The organism is Microbispora sp. NPDC004025 (assembly GCF_053604425.1).
Map to the genome: position 1 here is coordinate 504987 of NZ_JBSGHN010000004.1, position 19911 is coordinate 524897.

15 protein-coding genes are annotated in these 19911 nt (G+C 71.5%); 8 read left to right on the top strand and 7 right to left on the bottom strand.

The features are described 5' to 3' along the window. Positions 1-89: 89 nt before the first annotated feature. Together ACWEQG_RS14370 and ACWEQG_RS14375 are read left to right on the top strand one after the other, a co-directional pair. Positions 90-4301, top strand: a complete 4212-nt coding sequence (locus tag ACWEQG_RS14370; protein ID WP_452284745.1) for a HAMP domain-containing protein — start codon at positions 90-92, stop codon at positions 4299-4301. A 3-nt stretch (positions 4302-4304) separates the two neighbouring features. Next, positions 4305-4931 carry a response regulator gene (locus ACWEQG_RS14375; protein WP_452284747.1) on the top strand — a complete coding sequence of 209 codons (627 nt, stop codon included), beginning with the start codon at positions 4305-4307 and terminating at the stop codon, positions 4929-4931. A 39-nt stretch (positions 4932-4970) separates the two neighbouring features. On the opposite strand, the gene ACWEQG_RS14380 is transcribed toward ACWEQG_RS14375, so the two are convergent. Continuing rightward, positions 4971-6560 carry an NYN domain-containing protein gene (locus ACWEQG_RS14380; RefSeq protein ID WP_452284749.1) on the bottom strand — a complete coding sequence of 530 codons (1590 nt, stop codon included), beginning with the start codon at positions 6558-6560 and terminating at the stop codon, positions 4971-4973. A gap of 269 nt (positions 6561-6829) precedes the next feature. Further along, entirely contained in the window at positions 6830-10228 is a 3399-nt protein-coding gene (locus ACWEQG_RS14385) for a sigma factor (RefSeq protein ID WP_452284751.1), read from the bottom strand. Between the two features lie 188 nt (positions 10229-10416). Here ACWEQG_RS14385 and ACWEQG_RS14390 point away from each other — a divergent pair, with 188 nt between their 5' ends. Next, positions 10417-10959, top strand: a complete 543-nt coding sequence (locus ACWEQG_RS14390) for an orotate phosphoribosyltransferase (protein ID WP_169985627.1) — start codon at positions 10417-10419, stop codon at positions 10957-10959. Here ACWEQG_RS14390 and ACWEQG_RS14395 read toward each other — a convergent pair. Further along, complete coding sequence (locus ACWEQG_RS14395; protein ID WP_452284753.1) at positions 10931-11380, bottom strand: hypothetical protein; 450 nt, start codon at positions 11378-11380, stop codon at positions 10931-10933. The two genes, ACWEQG_RS14390 and ACWEQG_RS14395, sit on opposite strands and share 29 nt — an antisense overlap. A 99-nt stretch (positions 11381-11479) precedes the next feature. Further along, entirely contained in the window at positions 11480-12160 is a 681-nt protein-coding gene (locus ACWEQG_RS14400) for a DedA family protein (RefSeq protein WP_363461970.1), read from the bottom strand. Between the two features lie 177 nt (positions 12161-12337). Here ACWEQG_RS14400 and fbaA point away from each other — a divergent pair, with 177 nt between their 5' ends. The 4 genes from fbaA (at position 12338) to ACWEQG_RS14420 (ending at position 16416) form a co-directional block, all read left to right on the top strand. After that, entirely contained in the window at positions 12338-13360 is a 1023-nt protein-coding gene (gene fbaA / locus ACWEQG_RS14405) for a class II fructose-bisphosphate aldolase (protein ID WP_363461972.1), read from the top strand. A gap of 156 nt (positions 13361-13516) precedes the next feature. Further along, positions 13517-13939 carry a DUF3151 domain-containing protein gene (locus tag ACWEQG_RS14410; RefSeq protein WP_363461974.1) on the top strand — a complete coding sequence of 141 codons (423 nt, stop codon included), beginning with the start codon at positions 13517-13519 and terminating at the stop codon, positions 13937-13939. Between the two features lie 193 nt (positions 13940-14132). Then, positions 14133-15416, top strand: a complete 1284-nt coding sequence (locus ACWEQG_RS14415; protein WP_363461976.1) for an adenylosuccinate synthase — start codon at positions 14133-14135, stop codon at positions 15414-15416. Positions 15417-15489: 73 nt separating this feature from the next. Further along, positions 15490-16416, top strand: a complete 927-nt coding sequence (locus ACWEQG_RS14420; RefSeq protein ID WP_452284755.1) for a glycerophosphodiester phosphodiesterase family protein — start codon at positions 15490-15492, stop codon at positions 16414-16416. Between the two features lie 190 nt (positions 16417-16606). Here the strand turns inward: ACWEQG_RS14420 and ACWEQG_RS14425 are convergent, their stop codons facing one another. From ACWEQG_RS14425 to sigJ, 3 genes are all read right to left on the bottom strand, one after another. Then, positions 16607-16801, bottom strand: coding sequence for a ferredoxin (locus tag ACWEQG_RS14425; RefSeq protein ID WP_452284757.1), 195 nt, complete (start codon positions 16799-16801; stop codon positions 16607-16609). 20 nt (positions 16802-16821) lie between these two features. Continuing rightward, positions 16822-18018: a cytochrome P450 gene (locus ACWEQG_RS14430; protein WP_452284759.1), complete on the bottom strand. Its 1197-nt coding sequence runs from the start codon at positions 18016-18018 to the stop codon at positions 16822-16824. Positions 18019-18163: 145 nt separating this feature from the next. Beyond that, positions 18164-19129 carry an RNA polymerase sigma factor SigJ gene (gene sigJ / locus ACWEQG_RS14435; RefSeq protein WP_452284761.1) on the bottom strand — a complete coding sequence of 322 codons (966 nt, stop codon included), beginning with the start codon at positions 19127-19129 and terminating at the stop codon, positions 18164-18166. 111 nt (positions 19130-19240) lie between these two features. Here sigJ and wrbA point away from each other — a divergent pair, with 111 nt between their 5' ends. Continuing rightward, on the top strand, positions 19241-19849 hold the full coding sequence (gene wrbA / locus ACWEQG_RS14440; RefSeq protein WP_452285106.1) for an NAD(P)H:quinone oxidoreductase: 609 nt from the start codon (positions 19241-19243) through the stop codon (positions 19847-19849). The last annotated feature ends 62 nt before the right edge of the window (positions 19850-19911 follow it).

Consider the following 19911-nt stretch of genomic DNA (forward strand, 5'->3'; position numbering starts at 1 on the left):
ACAGACTGGCATGGAGTCCGCGGCTGGACAGGCCGTATGAGGCCGTATGCCTTGGTCGCGTCAGCCCCGATCGGGGTAAAGGAGGCTAAATGTCGCCCGCCAACGCCGAGCTGGCCGGGACCGAACGGGTCTACCGCGAATCCGACCTCGTCCCCTTCCTGGAGACGCTCATCACATGGCGGGACGGCGACTTCCGCCGGCGCGTGTCCCACGCCCCGCCCGGAATCCTCAGCGAGATCCGGCTGCTGCTCAACGAGGTGGCGGACCGGCGCGAGCACCTGGCCAACGAGCTGGCCCGGGTCCGCCGAGAGATCGTCAAGGAGGGCCGTTTCACCGAGCGGCTCAGCCCCGGGCCGGGTGTCGGCGCGTGGGCGGAGAGCGTGGGCTCGGTCAACGATCTCATCGACGCCATCGTGACCCCGGTCAGCGGCGCCGCCGACGTCATCGACGCCGTCGCGAAGGGCGACCTGTCCCGCCGGATCGACGTGGACCGCGCGGCCCGGGGCGAGGTACGGCGGCTGGGCAAGGCCATCAACGGCATGGTCGACCAGCTCTCGCTGTTCACCTCGGAGGTGACGCGGGTCACCCGCGACCTCGGCACCGAGGGCAAGCTGGGCGGCCGGGCCAACCTGCGCGGCATGTCGGGCAGCTGGCGCGACCTCACCGAGGCCGTCAACACGATGTCCGACCGCGTCTCCGCGCAGGTCCGCGACATCGCCGAGGTGACGACCGGGGTCGCCCGCGGCGACCTGAGCCGCAAGGTCACCGTCGACGCCGTCGGCGAGATGCTGGAGCTGAAGCACACCGTCAACACGATGGTCGACCAGCTCTCGGCGTTCGCCGAGGAGGTCACCCGGGTCGCCCGCGAGGTCGGCACCGAGGGCAAGCTGGGCGGCCAGGCGCAGGTGCGCGGCGTGTCGGGCGTCTGGAAGGACCTCACCGACAACGTCAACTTCATGGCCAACAACCTGACCTCGCAGGTGCGGCAGATCGCCGTCGTCTCCACCGCCGTGGCCAAGGGCGACCTGTCCAGGAAGATCACGGTGGACGCCCAGGGCGAGATCCTGGAGCTCAAGGAGACCCTCAACACGATGGTCGACCAGCTCTCGGCGTTCGCCGACGAGGTCACCCGGGTCGCCCGCGAGGTCGGCACCGAGGGCAAGCTGGGCGGCCGTGCCGAGGTCAAGGGCGTGTCGGGCGTCTGGAAGGACCTCACCGACAACGTCAACTCGATGGCGAACAACCTGACCTACCAGGTGCGCAACATCGCCCAGGTGACCACCGCCGTCGCCAACGGCGACTTCACCCGCAAGATCGACGTCGACGCCCAGGGCGAGATGCTCGAGCTCAAGAGCACCATGAACACCATGGTCGACCAGCTGTCGTCCTTCGCCTCCGAGGTGACCCGCGTCGCCCGCGAGGTCGGCACCGAGGGACGGCTGGGCGGCCAGGCACAGGTGCGCGGCGTGTCGGGCATCTGGAAGGACCTCACCGACAACGTCAACTTCATGGCCAACAACCTGACGTCGCAGATTCGTCAGATCGCCGTCGTCTCGACCGCCGTGGCGCAGGGCAACCTGTCCAAGAAGATCACCGTGGACGCCCAGGGCGAGATCCTGGAGCTCAAGGACACGATGAACACGATGGTGGACCAGTTGTCCGCCTTCGCCGACGAGGTGACCCGCGTCGCCCGCGAGGTCGGCACCGAGGGACGCCTGGGCGGCCAGGCGCGTGTCCCCGGCGTGTCGGGCGTCTGGAAGGACCTCACCGACAACGTCAACTCGATGGCGAGCAACTTCACCTACCAGGTGCGCAACATCGCCCAGGTGACCACCGCCGTCGCCAACGGCGACCTGACCCGCAAGATCGACGTCGACGCCCAGGGCGAGATCCTCGAACTCAAGAGCACCATGAACACCATGGTCGACCAGCTGTCGTCCTTCGCCTCGGAGGTGACCCGCGTCGCCCGCGAGGTCGGCTCGGAGGGCCAGCTCGGCGGCCAGGCCCGAGTCGAAGGCGTCGAGGGCACCTGGAAGCGGCTCACCGAGAGCGTGAACGAACTGGCCGGCAACCTGACCACCCAGGTGCGCGCGATCGCCGAGGTGACCAGCGCGGTCGCCAGGGGCGACCTCACCCGGTCGATCACCGTGGAGGCGCCGGGCGAGCTGGCCCAGCTCAAGGACAACATCAACACGATGGTCGCCACCCTGCGCGAGACGACCAAGACCAACCAGGAGCAGGACTGGCTCAAGTCCAACCTGGCCAGGATCTCCCGCCTGATGCAGGGCCACCGCGACCTGATGGAGGTCGCCCGGCTGATCATGAGCGAGCTCACCCCGCTCGTCTCGGCCAGTCACGGCGCCTGCTACCTGTACGACGACGGCCGGCTCAACCTCATCGCCGGGTACGGCATCCAGCCGGGCTCGACTCCCAAGCCGAGCTTCGACCTGGGCGAGGGCATCGTCGGCCAGGCCGCGCTGGAGGCCAAGCAGATCATCCTGGAGAACGTCCCGGTCGACTCGATCACGGTCGAGACCGGGCTCAGCCGGTCGAACCCGGCCCAGATCGTCGTGCTGCCGATCCTCTTCGAGAACAAGGTGCTCGGCGTCCTCGAGATGGCCTCGTTCCGGCAGTTCAGCGAGGTCCACCTGGCGTTCCTCACCCAGCTCGTCGAGACCATCGGCGTCACGATCAACACGATCATGGCCAACTCCCGGACCGAGGACCTGCTCACCGAGTCGCAGCGGCTCGCGATCGAGCTGCAGGAGCGCTCCGACGAGCTCCAGCGCCAGCAGGAGGAGCTGCGCCGGTCCAACGCCGAGCTGGAGGACAAGGCGGCGCTGCTGGCCAAGCAGAACCGCGCCATCGAGATCCAGAACTTCCAGATCGAGCAGGCCCGGCGGACGCTGGAGGAACGGGCCGAGCAGCTCGCGGTCTCCTCGCGCTACAAGTCCGAGTTCCTCGCGAACATGTCCCACGAGCTGCGCACCCCGCTCAACAGCCTGCTCGTGCTCGCCAAGCTGCTGACGGAGAACGCCGAGGGCAACCTCACGCCGCAGCAGGTCGAGTTCGCCCGCACGATCCACGACGCCGGCTCGGCCCTGCTGCAGCTGATCAACGACATCCTCGACCTGTCCAAGGTCGAGGCGGGCCGGATGGACATCCACCCGCAGGCGATGTCGCTGTCCGCGCTGGTCGACTACATGGAGGCGACCTTCGCCCCGCTCGCGCAGGACAAGGGCCTGTCGTTCGCGGTCCAGGTCGATCCCTCCGTGCCGTACGAGGTGCGCAGCGACGAGCAGCGGCTGCAGCAGGTGCTGCGCAACCTGTTGTCCAACGCGGTGAAGTTCACCCACGAGGGCGAGGTCAGGCTGGAGGTGACCCGCGCGCCCGCCGACGTCCCCTACGTAGACGAGAAGCTGCAGGGCTCGCCGGAGGACATGCTGGCCTTCCGGGTCGTGGACACCGGCATCGGCATCGCGCCGGACAAGCTCGAGGTCATCTTCGAGCAGTTCCGCCAGGCCGACGGCACGACCAGCCGCAAGTACGGCGGCACCGGCCTCGGCCTGTCGATCTGCCGGGAGATCGCCCGCCTGCTCGGCGGCGAGATCCATGTCCAGAGCGTCCCCGGGGAGGGCAGCACGTTCACGCTGTACCTGCCCCCGAACTACTCGGGGCCGCTCGCCGCTCCCGACGGGGGCGCGATCGCCACGCCCACCGAACCGGAGGGCCGCGAGGACGAGGTGCCCGACCTGCACATCAGGGACATCCTGCCGGAGATCCCGCTCCCGACCGACCTGCCGGTCCCGCAGTACACGCCGCTGGTGGACAGCCACGACTGGCAGGGGGACGACCCGCTGACCGGGGCCAAGATCCTCATCGTGGACGACGACATCCGCAACGTCTTCGCGCTGACCAGCGTGCTGGAGCGGCACGGCTCGACCGTCGTGTACGCCGAGAACGGCCGCGAGGGCATCGAGCAGCTCGAACGCAACGAGGACGTGGCGCTCGTGCTGATGGACATCATGATGCCCGAGATGGACGGCTGGGCCACGACCTCGGCGATCCGCACGATGCCGCAGTTCGCCGACCTGCCGATCATCGCGCTGACGGCGAAGGTCATGCGGGGCGACCGCGAGAAGAGCATCGCGTCCGGCGCGTCCGACTACGTGCCCAAGCCCGTCGACGTCGACCGGCTGCTCGAGCGGCTGCGCGGATGGCTCATGCGCGGCCGCAGCGGGGGCACAGAACGCACGAGGGGCGTGCCGGCCCCCGAGTCCCGAGACGCCCAGGAGACGTGATCGATGGCTGACCGCGCCAGGGTCCTGCTGGTCGACGACCGTGAGGAGAACCTGATCGCCCTGGAGGCGATTCTCAGCTCGCTGGACGTCGTGCCAATACGGGCCCGGTCCGGGGAGGAGGCGCTGAAAGCCCTCCTGTCGACCGACTTCGCCCTCATCCTGCTCGACGTACGCATGCCGGGCATGGACGGCTTCGAGACCGCCGCGCACATCAAGCGGAGAGAGCGCACCAGGAACATCCCGATCATCTTCCTGACCGTGGTCGACAGCGCGCCCGACTACGCCTTCCGCGGGTACGCCGCCGGGGCGGTGGACTACCTCACCAAGCCGTTCGACCCCTGGGTGCTGCGCGCCAAGGTCGCCGTGTTCGTGGAGCTCTACACGATGAACCGGCGGCTCTCGGAGCAGGCGGCACTGCTGCGTGAGCGCCTGTCGAACGAGTTGCCGGACGGCGGCGACCACACCTCCGTGCTGGCCGAGCTGGCCGGCCGCGTCACCGCCGTCGAGGACGAGCTGCGGCGGGTGCGCGAGCTGGCGGACAAGTCCGCCGACGCGCCCCTCAACGGCGCGGTCGCCGAACTCGGCGAACGCGTCGCCCACCTGCGGGCCGGCTTCGACGCCCTCGGCTGAGTCGGGCCACGGGCCGCCGCGCTGAGGACGGCCGCCGGGTCAGCGGCGGGCGCGTTCGAGGGCGTCCCAGAAGCCGCGGCGCAGGGCGTGCCTGACCTCGTCGTGCAGCAGGAAGTCGATCGGCAGCGAGGACCCCTGCAGGAGGCGGGCCTCGAGATCGGACGGCATCCGGGGCTTGCGGGCGAGCACGGCCTCCAGCCACAGCGCGGGGGCGTCACGGGCGACCGACTCGCCGAAGTCGTGCCCCTCCTTGTGCGCCGCCTTGACCGCCTCGGCGAGCGTCGTGGTGCCTCCGGTCTGCACGGGCACCGGAGCGGGCTGCGGGCCCGTGTACGGCCCCAGCTGTGAGGGCGAGTAGCCGGCGTGGCCGGAGCCGTACTGCTGGCTCTGCACCGGGTTGTTCGGCGGCGGGCTGCTCGACGGCGGCTGGGCCTGCGAGGGCGGCGACGGCGGGGGGGACGCCGGGGGAGCCGGCAGCGGTGTGCTCACGGGCGGCTGGGCCTGGCGCGGCGGGGCGGGCGGCTGCTGGGACTCCGGCGAGTACCCGTTGTAGGCCGGTGGGGACGGCTGCGCCGGAAGAGCCGGGCGCGCGTGGGCGGCGGAGGACCGCCCGCCGCTGTGTGCGCCCGTCCCGTGTGCGCCCGCGTTCTGGGAGCCGATGCCCTGCGCTGCGGCGCCCTGAGATCCGGCGCCCTGGGAGCCGATGTCCTGGGATCCGGCGCCCTGGAAGCCTGCGCCGTGGGCGCCGCTTCCGTGGCCGCCCACGCCGTGCGATCCGGCGCTGTGGCTTCCCGTGCCCGGTGTGCCCGTGTGCATTCCCGTGGGGTGCGGTTGGGTGGCGTTCGAGCCCGTTCCTGAAGCGCTCAGGTCCTGTGGCGGGATGCCGTGCGCTCCCGTCACCGCCCCGCCGTGGAGGCCGGCGGCGTGGCTGCCCTGCGACGGTGTCCCGTTGTGCTGCGTCCCGTTGTGCTGGGTCCCGTTCTGCTGGGAACCGTTGAGATGCGTCCCGTTGGACAGCGAGCCGTTTCCGCCATGCGGGACGAGGCCGTTGCCGTGGGACTGCCCGTTGCCGGCGCCGGGGCCCGGGTCCGCCCCGGTGAGCATCGTGACGAACGGCCGCAGATGGCCGCTGCCGATCTCGATGAGGTCGTCGCACTCCTGCCGCAGGGTGCGTGCCGCCGACCACGCGCCGTCGGTGGCGATCTGCATGACGGTCACGCGGATGCCGAGGTCCTGCGCGTCGCTGACCACCTGGGTGAGGTCCTCGTCGCCGCTGATCACGACCGCGTCACAGACCGCGTTGTTGCGCGCCAGCGTCATGAGGTCACGGTGGACCTGGGCGTCCACGCCTTCCCTGCGGCCCGGCCGGATGCGGCCGAGACGGAGCTTGAGCCCGGGGATGTCCGCCAGCACGTCGTGCTCCGGCGTACGGCGGCCCTCGACCGTCGCCTCGTACCAGTAGCAGCGCAGAAGCGGCAGGCCCGTCCGCTCTCTTGACAGGGTCGTCAGGAACTGCAGCAGGCTCGGATAGTCCCAGGAGACGGCCTCGCGATGGCGGGTCCCATGGACGGCCATCGCGCCGTCTGCCAGCAAGTAGCCGGCGTCAACGAACAGCGCGCAGCGATCCACGCGACACCGCCCTTCCTACGTGGCCCTCTCAGGGTAGTCAAGCGTGTGTTCCCGCGAGGCTGATTCCCGGCGATTCAGCCCTCGCCCGCCCGGTGGAGGATCGGGACGCCGACACCCCTGGGGTCGGAAGCGTTCACGCCGACCGTACCAGTTTGTCCAGGTATCGCCTCCCACCAATTTGTTATCGCACGGCTGCCCGCGGACGGATATGAGCCGCTTGTCCGTGGACACGCCGGACGGCGACGGCCGGGCGTCCCAGTCAGGGGATGTCAAGACCACGTCCGGGCGCTCACGACCGCGACGCCGAAGAAGACGGGGTCCCGTCTGGTGGCGAGTCGCAGCGCGGGACGGGGTCCCAGGAGGGCGTGGAGCGTGTCGACCGCGACGCCTCCGGCGTCCGCGCGGCCCAGGACGCCCGAACGGCGCCGCTCCTCGCGATCCCCCATGGTGACGACGCCCGCCCTGACCCCCTCGCCGTTCCAGACCATCAGGTCGATCCGCGCGGGCGCGCCGTCCGGGGCGAGGCCGTCGAGAGGGAGCCGCAGGGCCCTCTCCTCGTTCCCGATCACCGCCGCGGCGTCCAGCACCACCGCCCGCGTGTACGGCTGCCGCCCGTCCGTGGTCATCACCACCAGGCCCCAGGCGGAGTGCCGGACCGTACCCGCACGCGCCGGGGCGCCGGCGACCCACCAGCGGCCCCCGCCGACCGCACGGACAAGAGGGGTCACGTCGGCGAACGCCTGATAACCGGAGCCGCCCGGCAGGTCCCGCCGGGCTACCTCGGCGGCGTGCAGGGTCGCGTATCCGGGCCTTCCCGGCGCGCGCACCCGGATGTCCTGCGCGGGCACCGCCCCCCGGCCGCCGCCCGCCCAGTAGAGGCCCGCCCACAGCACCTCGCCACCGGCCGGCAGGTGAAGGTCGGCGCAACTGGACGTGCCCGTCGAGGGGTCCCTGTCGAGGTCGAACGGCACGCTGACGCCCGGGTTCCGGCCACGCCCGCCCGAGGCCGCTCCGCAGGGGCCGGACGACGCCGCGGAGCCCACGAGCACGTTACCGACGACTCGCGCGGCGATGCGGCCGTCCGCGGCGAAGCGCGCCGCCGCGCCCGAGGCACGCACTCCCACGGTCGACGCGGCGGTGCTCTCCAGCCGCCCCGCCCGCACCCGCACCGTGAACACCCGTCCCGTGGGCGCGTCCGCGGCCACCGCCACCTTCAGGAAGATCGCCGTGACCTCGCCGGCGGCGAGCGGTCCCCGGGCGCACCGCACCAGACGTCCCGACTCCTCACACGACCAGCCGTCGCCCGCGCCGCTCCGCGTCCGCGCGCGGTCCGCGCCCCCACCCGCCGCGCGCCCCTGACCCGCGCTGTCACGCGCCGCGTCGTTCTGCATCGCGTCGTTCTGCATCGCGTCGTTCTGGCGCGCGCCGTCCTGCCCGGGGGCGCCCGGCTTCGCCTCGTGGCCCCGCCCGCCACGCCCGTCCTGGCCCAGGTAGCGGACACCGGTCGGCAGGGTCACCGTCGCGGTGACGTCACCGGTGGCGGCGTCGCCCGCGTTGAGCAGCCGTACGGCGACGAGCCCGGGCTGGCCGCGCAGCAGTGCGCCGAGCGGATCGACGGCGACGGCGAGCGCGCCCTTCGCCTTCCCCGGGCTCCCCGCCTCCTTCGCCTTCCCCCCGCTCTCTGCCTCCTTCGCTTTCCTCCCGCTCTCTGTCTCCTTGGCCTTCCCCGGGCTGCCTGCGGCCTTATGGGCGCCGGTGTCGCTCCGGCCCGCGCCCGTCGATCGGGCATGCCCACCGGCCTCACGGCCGCGCTCCCCACTCTGCGAGCCGCCCGGCCGGGCGAGCGGGGTGCGTCCCGTGGCGGCTTGGCGGGCCTGTGCCTCGCGCCGGTCAGGAGTCGCGCCCGGCTCCAGCCGCGCTCCCGCCCGCGCGCCGTCCCGCGCCGCGCCGCCCCGCGCCTCGGCGCGGGTGCCGCCCTGGGCACGGGCCTGCTCGGGACGTTCCTGATAGGGGTGCCGGGAGATCTGCCTTCGCACCCGCTGACGTTCGGGAACCGGGCCCCGCGCAACGTCCGCGTGGTCGGAACCCCGCTCGCGGCGCGGGAGGGCCGTGACCGCGTCAGGCTCCCCCATCGGGCGGCCGTTCGCCGGACGCCGGTCCGCCTGTCCCCCGCCGCCCGCGCCGGCAGTCGTGTGCCCACCGCCCTCGCGGCCGGGGTGGTCCGTACCCGCGCGTTCGCGACCGGCCGGCGTACCCGTGGTCTCTTCGCGCGGTGACCGCCGATCGGTATCCGGAGCGGCTCTGCCGGCGCTCTCGGGCATGCCGAGCGCGATGCCCGCGCCCGGCTGGCCGTCAGCGCTCCCGGACGTCCACGCGTGCGGCCTCGGCCGGTCGTACGGGAACGGAATCCGCGCCGGTCCCGTGTCACCGGCGGCGGGCCGCGAAGAAGCGGCGCCCTCCGCGGGCCGCGGACGGTCCGAGGCACGTTCCCTGTAGCCGCCCGCGGACAGCATCTCCGTCGGCTGCGCGACGAGCAGAAAGGCGGCGGTCGCGAGGCCGGCCACGGCGATGCCTCCCAGCACCGCCCGATGCGGCGTCGGCACGCTCCGCACCAGTGCGGACAGCCGCGCCAGCGCCGCCCGCACCCGGGCGTACGCCGCCCTCGGCAGCGCGCCCGCCTTCCCGCACACGCGCCGGGCCGTCGTCCGTGCCCCGCCGTATGCCGCCCTCGGCAGCGCGCCGGCCTTCGTGTACGCGCGCCGAGTCGTCGTCCGGGCCTGGTCGTACGCCCCTCGGAGCAGCTCGTGCGCCCGCCCCGCAGGCCGGTCCCGCGCGGCCCGCAGGACACCCCTCATGCGGCGGCCCGCGCGGCTCTTCACCACCCCGATGTGGTCGCGGGCCGTCTCCAGCCGAGCCCGCGCCCCGCCGTACGCCCGCGAGCGCGTGGCGGTGGCGAGGTCGGCGAGGTAGTCGTCCACGGCCGGCCCGGCGACCAGCTGCCCGACTACGGCCCGCAGCTCCTGCGTGAGGTCGACCAGCTGGAGGAAGACCGACCGGCAGTCGATGCACTCGGCCACGTGCGCGTCGACCGCGGCGGCCTCCCCCTTGGGCAGCCCGCTCTCGAGATAGCGAAGGATCATCGACACGATCGGGCGGCACTCGGCCCGGGGACCGTCCTCCAGATGCAGCCGCACGTACGCCTCCCGCAGGCCCCGGCGGGCTCTCCGGGTGAGGTCGGCCGCGGCCCTGCCCGACAGGCCGATCAGCGGGCCCGCGTCGGCGGGCCTGCCGCCCTCGATCTCCACCTGCCACAGCAGCGCGCGCCAGCGCTCCGGCAACGAGCGGTACGCCCGGGCGAGCGGCGACCGCTCCAGCCCGGCGAGTTCCGGATCCACATAGAGGGAGTCGCCGTCGGCCAGGTCGGCCACTCCGGTGGCGGCGTAGCGGCGCAGCGACGCGAGGAGATAGGGCCGGAACGCGGAGGCGGGGCCGTCGCCCCGCCGCACCACCTCCAGGACCTTCGCGAAGGTCTCGGCGAGGAGGTCCTCCACCGCGTCCTCGCCCTGCGCGATCCGCCGCGCCAGCGACCGCGCGGCGGCCGAGTGCCGACGGTAGAGCCTTCCGAAGGCCGCCGTGTCGCCTCCCCGCACGGCCTCGAGCAGTTCCATGTCGGTATGCCGGACTTCTCTACGCATTGCGACCTCGCGATTACGATGAGTTGCACGGCGATACATTCCGCAGTCCATGTCCTGGCTAAACCGCTGAGACCTCTTTACTCTGGGTAGTCGTCGCACGCCGCGTCCGGCCGCCGGACCCGTACGGCCCGCACGGCGCGACCGGCCGTACGCTGAGCCTCATGAGTGACCGCGAGAGACTGCTGGACGAGATCAAGAACAAGGGCATCGTGCACGGCCGGGTCGTGCTGTCCTCCGGCAAGGAGGCCGACTGGTACGTCGACCTGCGCCGCATCACCCTCGACGGGGTGGCGGCGCCGCTCGTGGGCCGCGTGATGCTGGATCTGACCGAGGACCTGGGCTACGAGGCGGTCGGCGGTCTCACGCTGGGCGCCGACCCCGTGGCGACGGCGATGCTGCACGCCGCGGCGGCCCGCGGACGCACGCTCGACGCCTTCGTTGTGCGCAAGGCGGGCAAGGCGCACGGCCTGCAGCGCAGGATCGAGGGCCCCGACGTCGCCGGCCGCCGGGTGCTGGCGGTGGAGGACACGACCACGACGGGCGGGTCCGTGCTCACCGCGGTGGAGGCGCTGCGCGAGGCCGGCGCCCAGGTCGTGGGCATCGCGACGATCGTGCACCGGGGCGGCGACGAGGCGCTGGCCGCCACCGGTGTGCCGTATCGCTCCGCCTACTCCCTCACTGATTTGGGGATCGCTTCACACTGAACGCCTGCCGCTCGCCGGGCGGCCCGGGGGACCTGACGGTTCCGTTCTCGAAGACCTGGACCGTGCTCGCGTCGTCGAGGACGACGTCGAGCTCAGGCTGGAAGTAGGACGCCTGCTCGCCCCGGGCCAGGTCCCGGTCGATGAGCACGTCGCCCCCGGGCACCCGGACGAACACGGGGCACCGGTCGGCCTGGCACACCACGCGCACAGTGGGCACGCGGGGCGCGGAGGGCTCCGCGGAAGGCTCGGTGGAGGGCTGCGCCGACGGGGTGGCGGACGCGCCGGCCGCGGGCTCCTCCGCTCCGAGCGTGGACAGCAGCGCCCTCGCGCCGATCACGACGACGGCGAGCAGCAGCACGACCGCCAGGCCGACCAGCGCCAGCCTGGCTATACCGAGGGGATCAGACCTGTGGCGTCCCACAATCGGGAGGGTAGCGGTTGTGAGGCATATCTCAGTACTCGTCGGTCACTTCTTGTGCGTTAGCACTTCCCGCAGGTCACCCGCCTGCGACGGGCGATGTTACCGGCCGGCGTGGTGGCGGCCCTTGGGAACGGCGGCCGCCGCCCGGCGGTTCTTCATCACCTCGCGCACGATCGGGATGATCGACAACAGGACGATGACGAAGACGCCGGGAAGGATGAACTTGTCGATGCCCTCGACCTTGCTGCCCAGGAAATAGCCGAGCAGCAGCAGCGCCTCGACCCAGACGACGCCGCCGATGACATTCCAGACGAAGAACCGTCGCGCGTCCATCTCCAGGACGCCGGCCACCGGGTTCATGAAGGTGCGGACGATCGGCATGAACCGCGCGGCGACCACGGCCTTGGCGGGGCCGAACTTCTCGAAGTAGTACTCCGCCTTCTCGACGTGCTCCCTCTTGAAGAGCCGGGAGTCGGGCTTGTCGAACATCCTCCTGCCGACCTTCGCCCCCAGGAAGTGGCCCAGTTGCGCCCCCGCGATCGCCGCCAGCGGTGCGCCGACCAGCAGGGCGGGCAGTGACAGGGGCGCGATCCCGAATCCCTGTGCGGCGGCCGCGGTGCTGAAAATTCCAGCGGTCACCAGCAGCGAGTCACCGGGCAGGAAGAACCCGACGAGCAGCCCCGTCTCTGCGAATACGATGGCGATGACGCCGATCGTCGCGAAGGCGCCGAGCATGCTCAGCCACCACTTCGGGTCAATAAGGTCCAAGAGCACGTCCACGGGGCGAGCCTACCTGTCCCCGATGAGATGAGACTGAGAAGCGGCAGAGCTGTGGAAAACCGTGAATCGCGGAATGACCGCGGCTTTCCGGCGCGCTGAACCGCCCCGGCTTTCCCGATCGGCTCGGCCTTCGGGATACTTGCCACGCCGCATACCGTCAGAAGGAGATGACTTCGCATGCCTATCGCGACTCCAGAGGTCTACGCCGAGATGCTCGACCGCGCCAAAGAGGGCGGTTTCGCGTACCCGGCGATCAACGTGACCTCGTCGCAGACCCTGCACGCCGCGCTGCGCGGCTTCGCGGAGGCGGAAAGCGACGGGATCATCCAGGTGTCGACCGGTGGCGCGGAGTTCCTCTCCGGCACCACCGTGAAGGACATGGTCACCGGGTCGGTGGCGTTCGCCGAGTTCGCCCGCGTGGTCGCCGAGAAGTACCCGGTGACGGTGGCGCTGCACACCGACCACTGCCCGAAGGACAAGCTCGGCTCGTTCGTCCGCCCGCTGCTGGAGATCTCCGCCGAGCGCGTCGCGCGCGGCCAGGACCCGCTGTTCCAGTCGCACATGTGGGACGGCTCCGCCGTGCCGCTGGACGAGAACCTCCAGATCGCCTCCGAGCTGCTCGACAAGACCGCCGCCGCCAAGGTCGTCCTCGAGATCGAGATCGGCGTCGTCGGCGGTGAGGAGGACGGCATCGTCGGCGAGATCAACGAGAAGCTGTACACGACGCCGGAGGACGCGCTGGCCGTCGCCGAGAGCCTCGGCCTGGGTGAGCGCGGCCGCTACATCGTGGCCGCCACGTTCGGCAACGTCCACGGCGTGTACAAGCCGGGCCACGTCAAGCTGCGCCCGAGCGTGCTCAAGGAGATCCAGGACGCCGTCGGCGCCAAGTACGGCAAGGAGAAGCCGTTCTCGCTGGTCTTCCACGGCGGCTCCGGCTCCACCCTGGAGGAGATCCGCGAGTCGATCTCGTACGGCGTGGTGAAGATGAACATCGACACCGACACGCAGTACGCCTTCACCCGCCCGATCGTGGACCACATCTTCCGCAACTACGACGGCGTGCTGAAGATCGACGGCGAGGTCGGCAACAAGAAGGCCTACGACCCGCGCGCGTACGGCAAGTCGGCCGAGGCCGGCATGGCCGCGCGCATCGTCGAGGCGTGCCAGCAGCTCAAGTCCGCGGGCACCAAGCTCAAGTGACGCCCTCCCCCGGCCGCGAAGGCCGGGGACCGTGCCACCCGTGCCGGGCGTGGGACCAGGGAAAAGGCGGGAACGGAAGATCCATTCTTGTATCGATCTCCGTTCCCGCCGGGCGGCCCATACCCCTGTGGGTGTTCGGCAGGTAGAACTGTCCACATGGAAACGCACGAGAACCTCCTTGCCGGCCCGCCGCCCACCCTGCTGCCGGACAACCCCGAGGCGCGGCAGATGCTCGAGTCGGGCGCCAAGGCGGCCGACGTGGCCGCGCGCTTCCCCGCCTACTCCGCGGCCTGGGGCGCCCTGGCGGACGACTACTTCGCGGCGGGCCACGCCGTCACCTCCTACGCCTTCGCGCGTACCGGCTACCACCGGGGGCTCGACCAGCTCCGCCGGGCCGGTTGGAAGGGCCACGGGCCGATCCCCTGGGAGCACGAGCCGAACCAGGGGTTCCTGCGTTGCCTGAACGCCCTCGCCCGGGCCGCGAACGCCATCGGCGAGAAGGACGAGGCCGAGCGCTGCGCCCAGTTCCTGCGTGACAGCAGCACGGCCGCCGCGGAGGCCCTGTCGGCCAACCACTGACGGCAAACCACTGACGGCCGACCACTGATGGCCGATCACTGACGGACTTACGCACACGGAGCCCCGGCCGCGGTCCCCGTCTCGCGAGTTAAGACCGCGTTCACCCGCGGCATGCCCCTCGGGTAGTCTCTGTGTGCAAGAGGCCCCTGCGCGCTTGCGTCAGGGGCTTTCGTCTTGGTGCGGGAGTTAGACCATGCCGGCTGTCGTTCTCGTTGGCGCCCAGTGGGGCGATGAGGGCAAGGGGAAGGCCACCGACCTGCTAGGTGGTGACGTCGACTACGTCGTGCGTTACCAGGGTGGCAACAACGCGGGCCACACCGTCGTCATCGGCGACCAGAAGTACGCGTTGCACCTGCTCCCGACGGGTGTGCTGTCGCCCGACGTGGTGCCGGTCATCGGCAACGGGGTGGTCGTCGACCCCGGCGTGCTGCTGAGCGAGATCGACGGGCTGGCCGAGCGGGGCATCTCCTGCGAGCGGCTGCTGATCTCCGCCAGCGCGCACCTGATCATGCCCCAGCACAAGGCCATCGACAAGGTCAGCGAGCGCTTCCTCGGCAAGGCCAAGATCGGCACGACCGGCCGCGGCATCGGCCCGGCGTACGGCGACAAGATCTACCGCATGGGCATCCGGGTGCAGGACCTGCTCGACCCCGGCATCCTCGGCAAGAAGATCGAGGCCGCGGTCGGCGAGAAGAACCAGATCCTCACCAAGATCTACAACCGCCGTGGGCTCGACCCGGCGAAGGTGCTGGAGGAGTACCTCGGCTACGCCGAGCGGCTGCGCCCGCACATCGCCGACACCTCGCTCGTGCTCTCGCGGGCGCTCGACCAGGACAAGGTCGTGCTGCTGGAGGGCGGGCAGGGCACGCTGCTCGACATCGACCACGGCACCTACCCCTTCGTCACCTCCAGCTCCCCCACCTCGGGCGGCGCGTGCGCCGGCTCGGGCATCCCGCCGACCCGCCTGACCAGGATCATCGGCATCCTCAAGGCGTACACGACCCGTGTGGGCTCCGGGCCGTTCCCGACCGAGCTGCTGGACGAGCAGGGCGACTGGCTGCGTCAGACCGGCGGCGAGTACGGCGTGACCACCGGCCGCAACCGCCGCTGCGGCTGGTTCGACGCGGTCATCGCGCGGTACGCCACCCGGATCAACGGCGTGACCGACTTCTTCCTGACCAAGCTCGACGTGCTGTCCGGGCTGGAGCGGATCCCGGTCTGCGTGGCGTACGACGTCGACGGCGTCCGGCACGACGAGATCCCCATGACGCAGACCGACTTCCACCACGCCAAGCCGATTTACGAGGAGTTCCCCGGCTGGCAGGAGGACATCACCAGCGCCAAGACGTTCGACGACCTGCCGCCGAACGCGCAGGCGTACGTCAGGGCGCTGGAGGAGATGAGCGGCGCCCCGATCTCGGCCATCGGCGTCGGCCCCGGCCGGACCCAGACCATCCAGATCCGTCCCCTCATCTGATGATTCGTGGCGTACGCGCCCGGAACCGGAGGGTTCCGGGCCGCGGACGGCCAAGGCGGTAAGGTACGCCGCTGTGCATGGATACGTTGAGCTGCACGGGCATCGCGGAGCCCGGGGCCTGAGGCCCGAGAACACCCTGCCCGGCCTGGCCTTCGCGCTGGAGCTGGGGGTCGACGCGCTGGAGTTCGACGTCGCCATGTCCGCGGACGGGCAGCTCGTGCTCACCCACGACCTGCACGTGTCCCCGGTGACCAGCGCCGACACGGGGATGGCCGCGCCGGGGGACGAGATGTTCCCCTACGTCGGCAAGCCGATCATCGCGCTCACGCTTCCCCAGCTGCGGACCCTCGACGTCGGCGTACGGCTGCCGGAGCGGCCGGACGACCGCTTCGCGCTCACGCAGGTGCCGCTGCCGGACACCCGGATGCCGACGCTCGGAGCGGTGCTCGGCCTGATCGGCGCGCTCGGCGCGGACCACGTGCGCCTCCACGTCGAGCTGAAGTCCGACCCCACCCGTCCGGACCTGTGCGCCGACCCGCGCCGGTTCGTCGAGGAGGTCGTGCACGAACTCGACCGGCACGACCGGCTGTCGAGGGCGTCCCTGCTCAGCTTCGACTGGCGCGTGCTGGAGATCGCCAGGCCGATGGTCGAGCGGCGCTACGCCCTGGTCGAGCGCGACACGATGACTCCCGCCTGGATGAACGGCATCCGCCTCGGCGAGGCCGGCGGCGACCTCGCGGCGGCGGCCGCGGCGGTGGGGGCGACGACGCTGTCCCCCGACCGCGTGCTCGTCGACGAGGCGCTGATGACCGGGGCGGCCCGGCAGGGCCTGCCGGTCGTGGTGTGGACGGTCAACGAGCCCGACGAGGCCGACCGCCTGATCGACATGGGCGTGGCCGGCATCGTCACCGACTACCCCGACCGCATGCGCCGTCTGTGGAAGGCCCGCGGCCTGCCGCTGCCGGAGCCCGTGACCCCGCTGCGGACAGTCGGAGCCTGAGACAGAGCGTCTCCAGGGACAGGGGAAGAGCCCCGCCCCGGCGCCGTTCGACGGCCGGGACGGGGCTCCAGGGTCACCCACAAGAATGGCTTGCACAGCCGATTACCAGCCAACAGCATCGGATCGTGCCCGTCAAGTCGCTGAGCGTCACCCGGCCCAGCGTGTCGCGCGCGTTCACTCCTCCACGCGTTCATTCCTCCATGTAGAGCGCCCCCGACGGGCAGAGCTGGACGGCCCTGTTCACGGCGGGCAGGAGGGCGGCCTGGGGCTCGGCGTCGAGCACCACGACCGTCCCGTCCTCCTCGCTCTGGTCGAACACCTCGGGCAGCGTGAGCGCGCACATCCCCGCACCGACACACCGGCCGGTGTCCGCCTTGATCTTCATCGTTCCCCCAGCGACTTTCCTCACCAGAGCACCGGCAGGCGGTGCACACCGTAGATCGCCATTTTGGCGCGCAGCGGCACCTCCCGCGCCGGCACGGCCAGGCGCAGGTTGGGGAAGCGGCGCAGCAGGGCGGGATAGGCGATACGCATCTCGATCCGGGCGAGCTGCTGGCCCAGGCACTGGTGGATGCCGTGCCCGAAGCTCAGGTGCCCGTGCGCCGGCCGGGTCACGTCGAGGCTGTCACCGCCGTCGAACCGCTCGGGGTCCCGATTCGCCGCTCCCAGGGACAGCGTCACCGACTCGCCCGCCCTGATCAGCGCACCGCCGACCTCCACGTCCTCCAGGGCCGTACGGGTCGGGCCGATGTGCACGATGCTGAGGTAGCGCAGCAGTTCCTCCACCGCGTTGTCTACGGCGGCCGGATCGTCCCGCACGACGGCGAGCTGTCCGGGGTTGGTCAGCAGCGCGAACGTGCCGAGGCCGAGCATGTTCGCGGTCGTCTCGTGCCCCGCGATGAGCAGCAGCAGCGCCACGCCGCCGAGCTCCTCGGTCGTCAGCTCCCCGCCCGCGACCAGACCGCTCAGCATGTCGTCGTCCGGCTCCTTCGCCTTCAGCTCGACGAGGCCGTGCAAGTAGGAGAGCAGGTCCTGCACCGCCGCCCGGACGTCCTCCATCGACGAGTCCAGGTTCACCAGCACCGCCGAGTCGCGCTGGAACTTCTCCCGGTCCTCGTACGGCACGCCGAGCATCTCGCAGATCACCAGCGAGGGGATGGGCAGCGCGAAGGACTCGACGAGGTCGGCGGGGGCGCCCTCGCGCTCCATGGCGTCGAGCCGGCTCTCGGTGATCTCGTGGATCCTCGGTTCGAGCTGCTTCATCCGCCGTACGGTGAACTGGCCGGTCAGGAGGCGGCGGTAGCGGGTGTGCTCGGGGGCGTCCATGCGCAGGAAGAACCCCGGGGTCAGCGGCTCCTTGTTGAACTCGCCGCGCTGGGGGATCGGCGAGTGCAGCAGTTCGGGGCGGGTGCTGAAGCGGCTGTCGGCCAGGATCGCGCGCGCCTCGGCGTAGCCGGTCACCAGCCAGCCCTCGTGCCCGTCCGCGTACGTCATCCGCTGGACCGGCGCCTCGTCGCGGCGGCGCGTCAGTTCGTCCGGTGGGTCGAAGGCGCGTTCGCGCGCCAGGGGGAAAGTCGCCAACCGGGGTGTCGCCTCTGTCATGACACGCTCCTGCGAGAGTGGAAACGGTCGATGTGTCGAGCGGCCCGCTCCCCCCACCTAACAACATCATCTGACATACCGCAATGACCGATTGCTCATGATTGCGGTCATGAAGCGTACGCGTCCGCACCTAATGTCGTGGTTGTCAGCCCGTCGTCCACGGCCTGAGCTTGTCGGGGTTGAGCACCGCCCAGATGTGCGTGATCCGGTCGCCCGCGACGTCGAACGCCATGACCGACACGGTGACGCCGTCCTGCCGGGCCACCAGACCCGGCTGGCCGTTGACCGTACGCTCCAGGATCGTCACGCCGGGCACCGCACCGGCCCGCTCCGCGAAGAACCGCGCGATCCGCTCGGCGCCTTCGACCGGTCGCGGCTCGGCGCTGACGAGTCCGCCGCCGTCGCCGGTCGCCGTGGCGCCGGGCGCGAGAAGGCCGATGAGGGCGTCGATGTCCCCGGCCTCCCACGCCTGCTTGAAGTCCCGCACGACGCCGGCGCGCCGGGCCGCCGGGGTCGCGGGGGCCCGCGCGTCGCGGATGCGGCGGCGGGCCGAGGAGGCCAGCTGGCGGCAGGCCGCCGGGGTACGCCCGACGACCTCGGCCACTTCGGCGAAGGAGTAGCGGAAGACGTCGTGCAGGACGAACGCGACCCGCTCGGCCGGGGTCATCGACTCGAGCACGACGAGGAACGCCATGCTGACCGACTCGTCCAGGGTGACCCGGTCGGCCGGGTCGGCCGTGGCACCGCCCGGCCGCCCGTCGATCCACTCCGCGGGCTCGGGCAGCGGCTCGGGAATCCACTCCCCCACGTAGCGCTCCCGCCGGGCCCGCGCCGAGCCGAGCAGGTCGAGGCAGATGCGACCGGCGACCGTCGTCAGCCAGCCGCCGGGGGACTCGACGGCCTCCTGCCGCTGCCGCGACATGGCGTACCAGCGGGCGTAGGTCTCCTGCACGACGTCCTCGGCGTCGGCCAGGGAGCCGAGGAGCCGGTAGGCGAGGTTGAGCAGCCGGCGCCGCTCACTCATGATCACCCGCAGGCTCGGGTCGAGCCCTCCCGGCTCGGGCTGAATCGTCATGGTGTCGCCGGCCCCCTCGGTCGCGTCCGTCCTCACTCGGTTCGACGAGACATCCCGCCCGGATGTGAGGTCGCGGCGTCGCCTCACATCCCGAGGGGGTGCGTCGTCGTACCGCTGAGACCCACCCCGAGGAGAGGGCTACCGATGATGGAACCCGTGAACGTCGCGATCGTCTACTACAGTGCCACGGGCACGGTGCACGCCTTGGCGCGAGCCGCCGCCGAGGGCGCGGAGAAGGCCGGCGCACGCGTGCGGCTGCGCAAGGTCGCGGAGACGGCCCCACCGGAGGCCGTCGACTCCCGACCGGAGTGGGCCGCGCACCTCCGGGACACCGCCGGCGTCGCCGAGGCCGTCCACGACGACCTGGAGTGGGCCGACGCGGTGCTGTTCGGCACCCCCAGCCGCTTCGGCAACCCGGCCGGCCAGCTCAGGGCGTTCATCGACACCACCGGTCCGCTGTGGTACCAGGGCAAGCTCGCGGACAAGGTGTACTCGGCCTTCACCGCCTCCAACACGGCCCACGGCGGGCAGGAATCCACCCTTTTGGCGCTGGGGAACACCTTCTATCACTGGGGCGGCATCATCGTGCCCCCCGGCTACACCGACCCCGCCCAGTTCAGGTCAGGCAACCCGTACGGCACCTCGCACGTGGCCGGCGACGGCGCACCCGGCGAGGTGTCCTTGGAGGCGGCCCGTCACCAGGCCCGCCGCGTCGCCGGCACCGCGGCCCTGCTGAAGGCCGGCCGCGCCGCCTGATCCGGCACGCGCCGCCGTCCGACGGCACATGCCGCCGCCTGATTCGGCGTACGCGCGTCCTG

What these genes read in the sequence shown, in the direction of transcription:
- ACWEQG_RS14370 (WP_452284745.1), top strand. Translation starts at nt 90, where the DNA reads ATGTCGCCCGCCAACGCCGAGCTGGCCGGGACCGAACGGGTCTACCGC.
- ACWEQG_RS14425 (WP_452284757.1), bottom strand. Translation starts at nt 16,801, where the DNA reads ATGAAGATCAAGGCGGACACCGGCCGGTGTGTCGGTGCGGGGATGTGC.
- ACWEQG_RS14385 (WP_452284751.1), bottom strand. Translation starts at nt 10,228, where the DNA reads ATGGAACTGCTCGAGGCCGTGCGGGGAGGCGACACGGCGGCCTTCGGA.
- wrbA (WP_452285106.1), top strand. Translation starts at nt 19,241, where the DNA reads ATGGAACCCGTGAACGTCGCGATCGTCTACTACAGTGCCACGGGCACG.
- ACWEQG_RS14410 (WP_363461974.1), top strand. Translation starts at nt 13,517, where the DNA reads ATGGAAACGCACGAGAACCTCCTTGCCGGCCCGCCGCCCACCCTGCTG.
- fbaA (WP_363461972.1), top strand. Translation starts at nt 12,338, where the DNA reads ATGCCTATCGCGACTCCAGAGGTCTACGCCGAGATGCTCGACCGCGCC.
- ACWEQG_RS14390 (WP_169985627.1), top strand. Translation starts at nt 10,417, where the DNA reads ATGAGTGACCGCGAGAGACTGCTGGACGAGATCAAGAACAAGGGCATC.
- ACWEQG_RS14415 (WP_363461976.1), top strand. Translation starts at nt 14,133, where the DNA reads ATGCCGGCTGTCGTTCTCGTTGGCGCCCAGTGGGGCGATGAGGGCAAG.
- ACWEQG_RS14430 (WP_452284759.1), bottom strand. Translation starts at nt 18,018, where the DNA reads ATGACAGAGGCGACACCCCGGTTGGCGACTTTCCCCCTGGCGCGCGAA.
- ACWEQG_RS14375 (WP_452284747.1), top strand. Translation starts at nt 4,305, where the DNA reads ATGGCTGACCGCGCCAGGGTCCTGCTGGTCGACGACCGTGAGGAGAAC.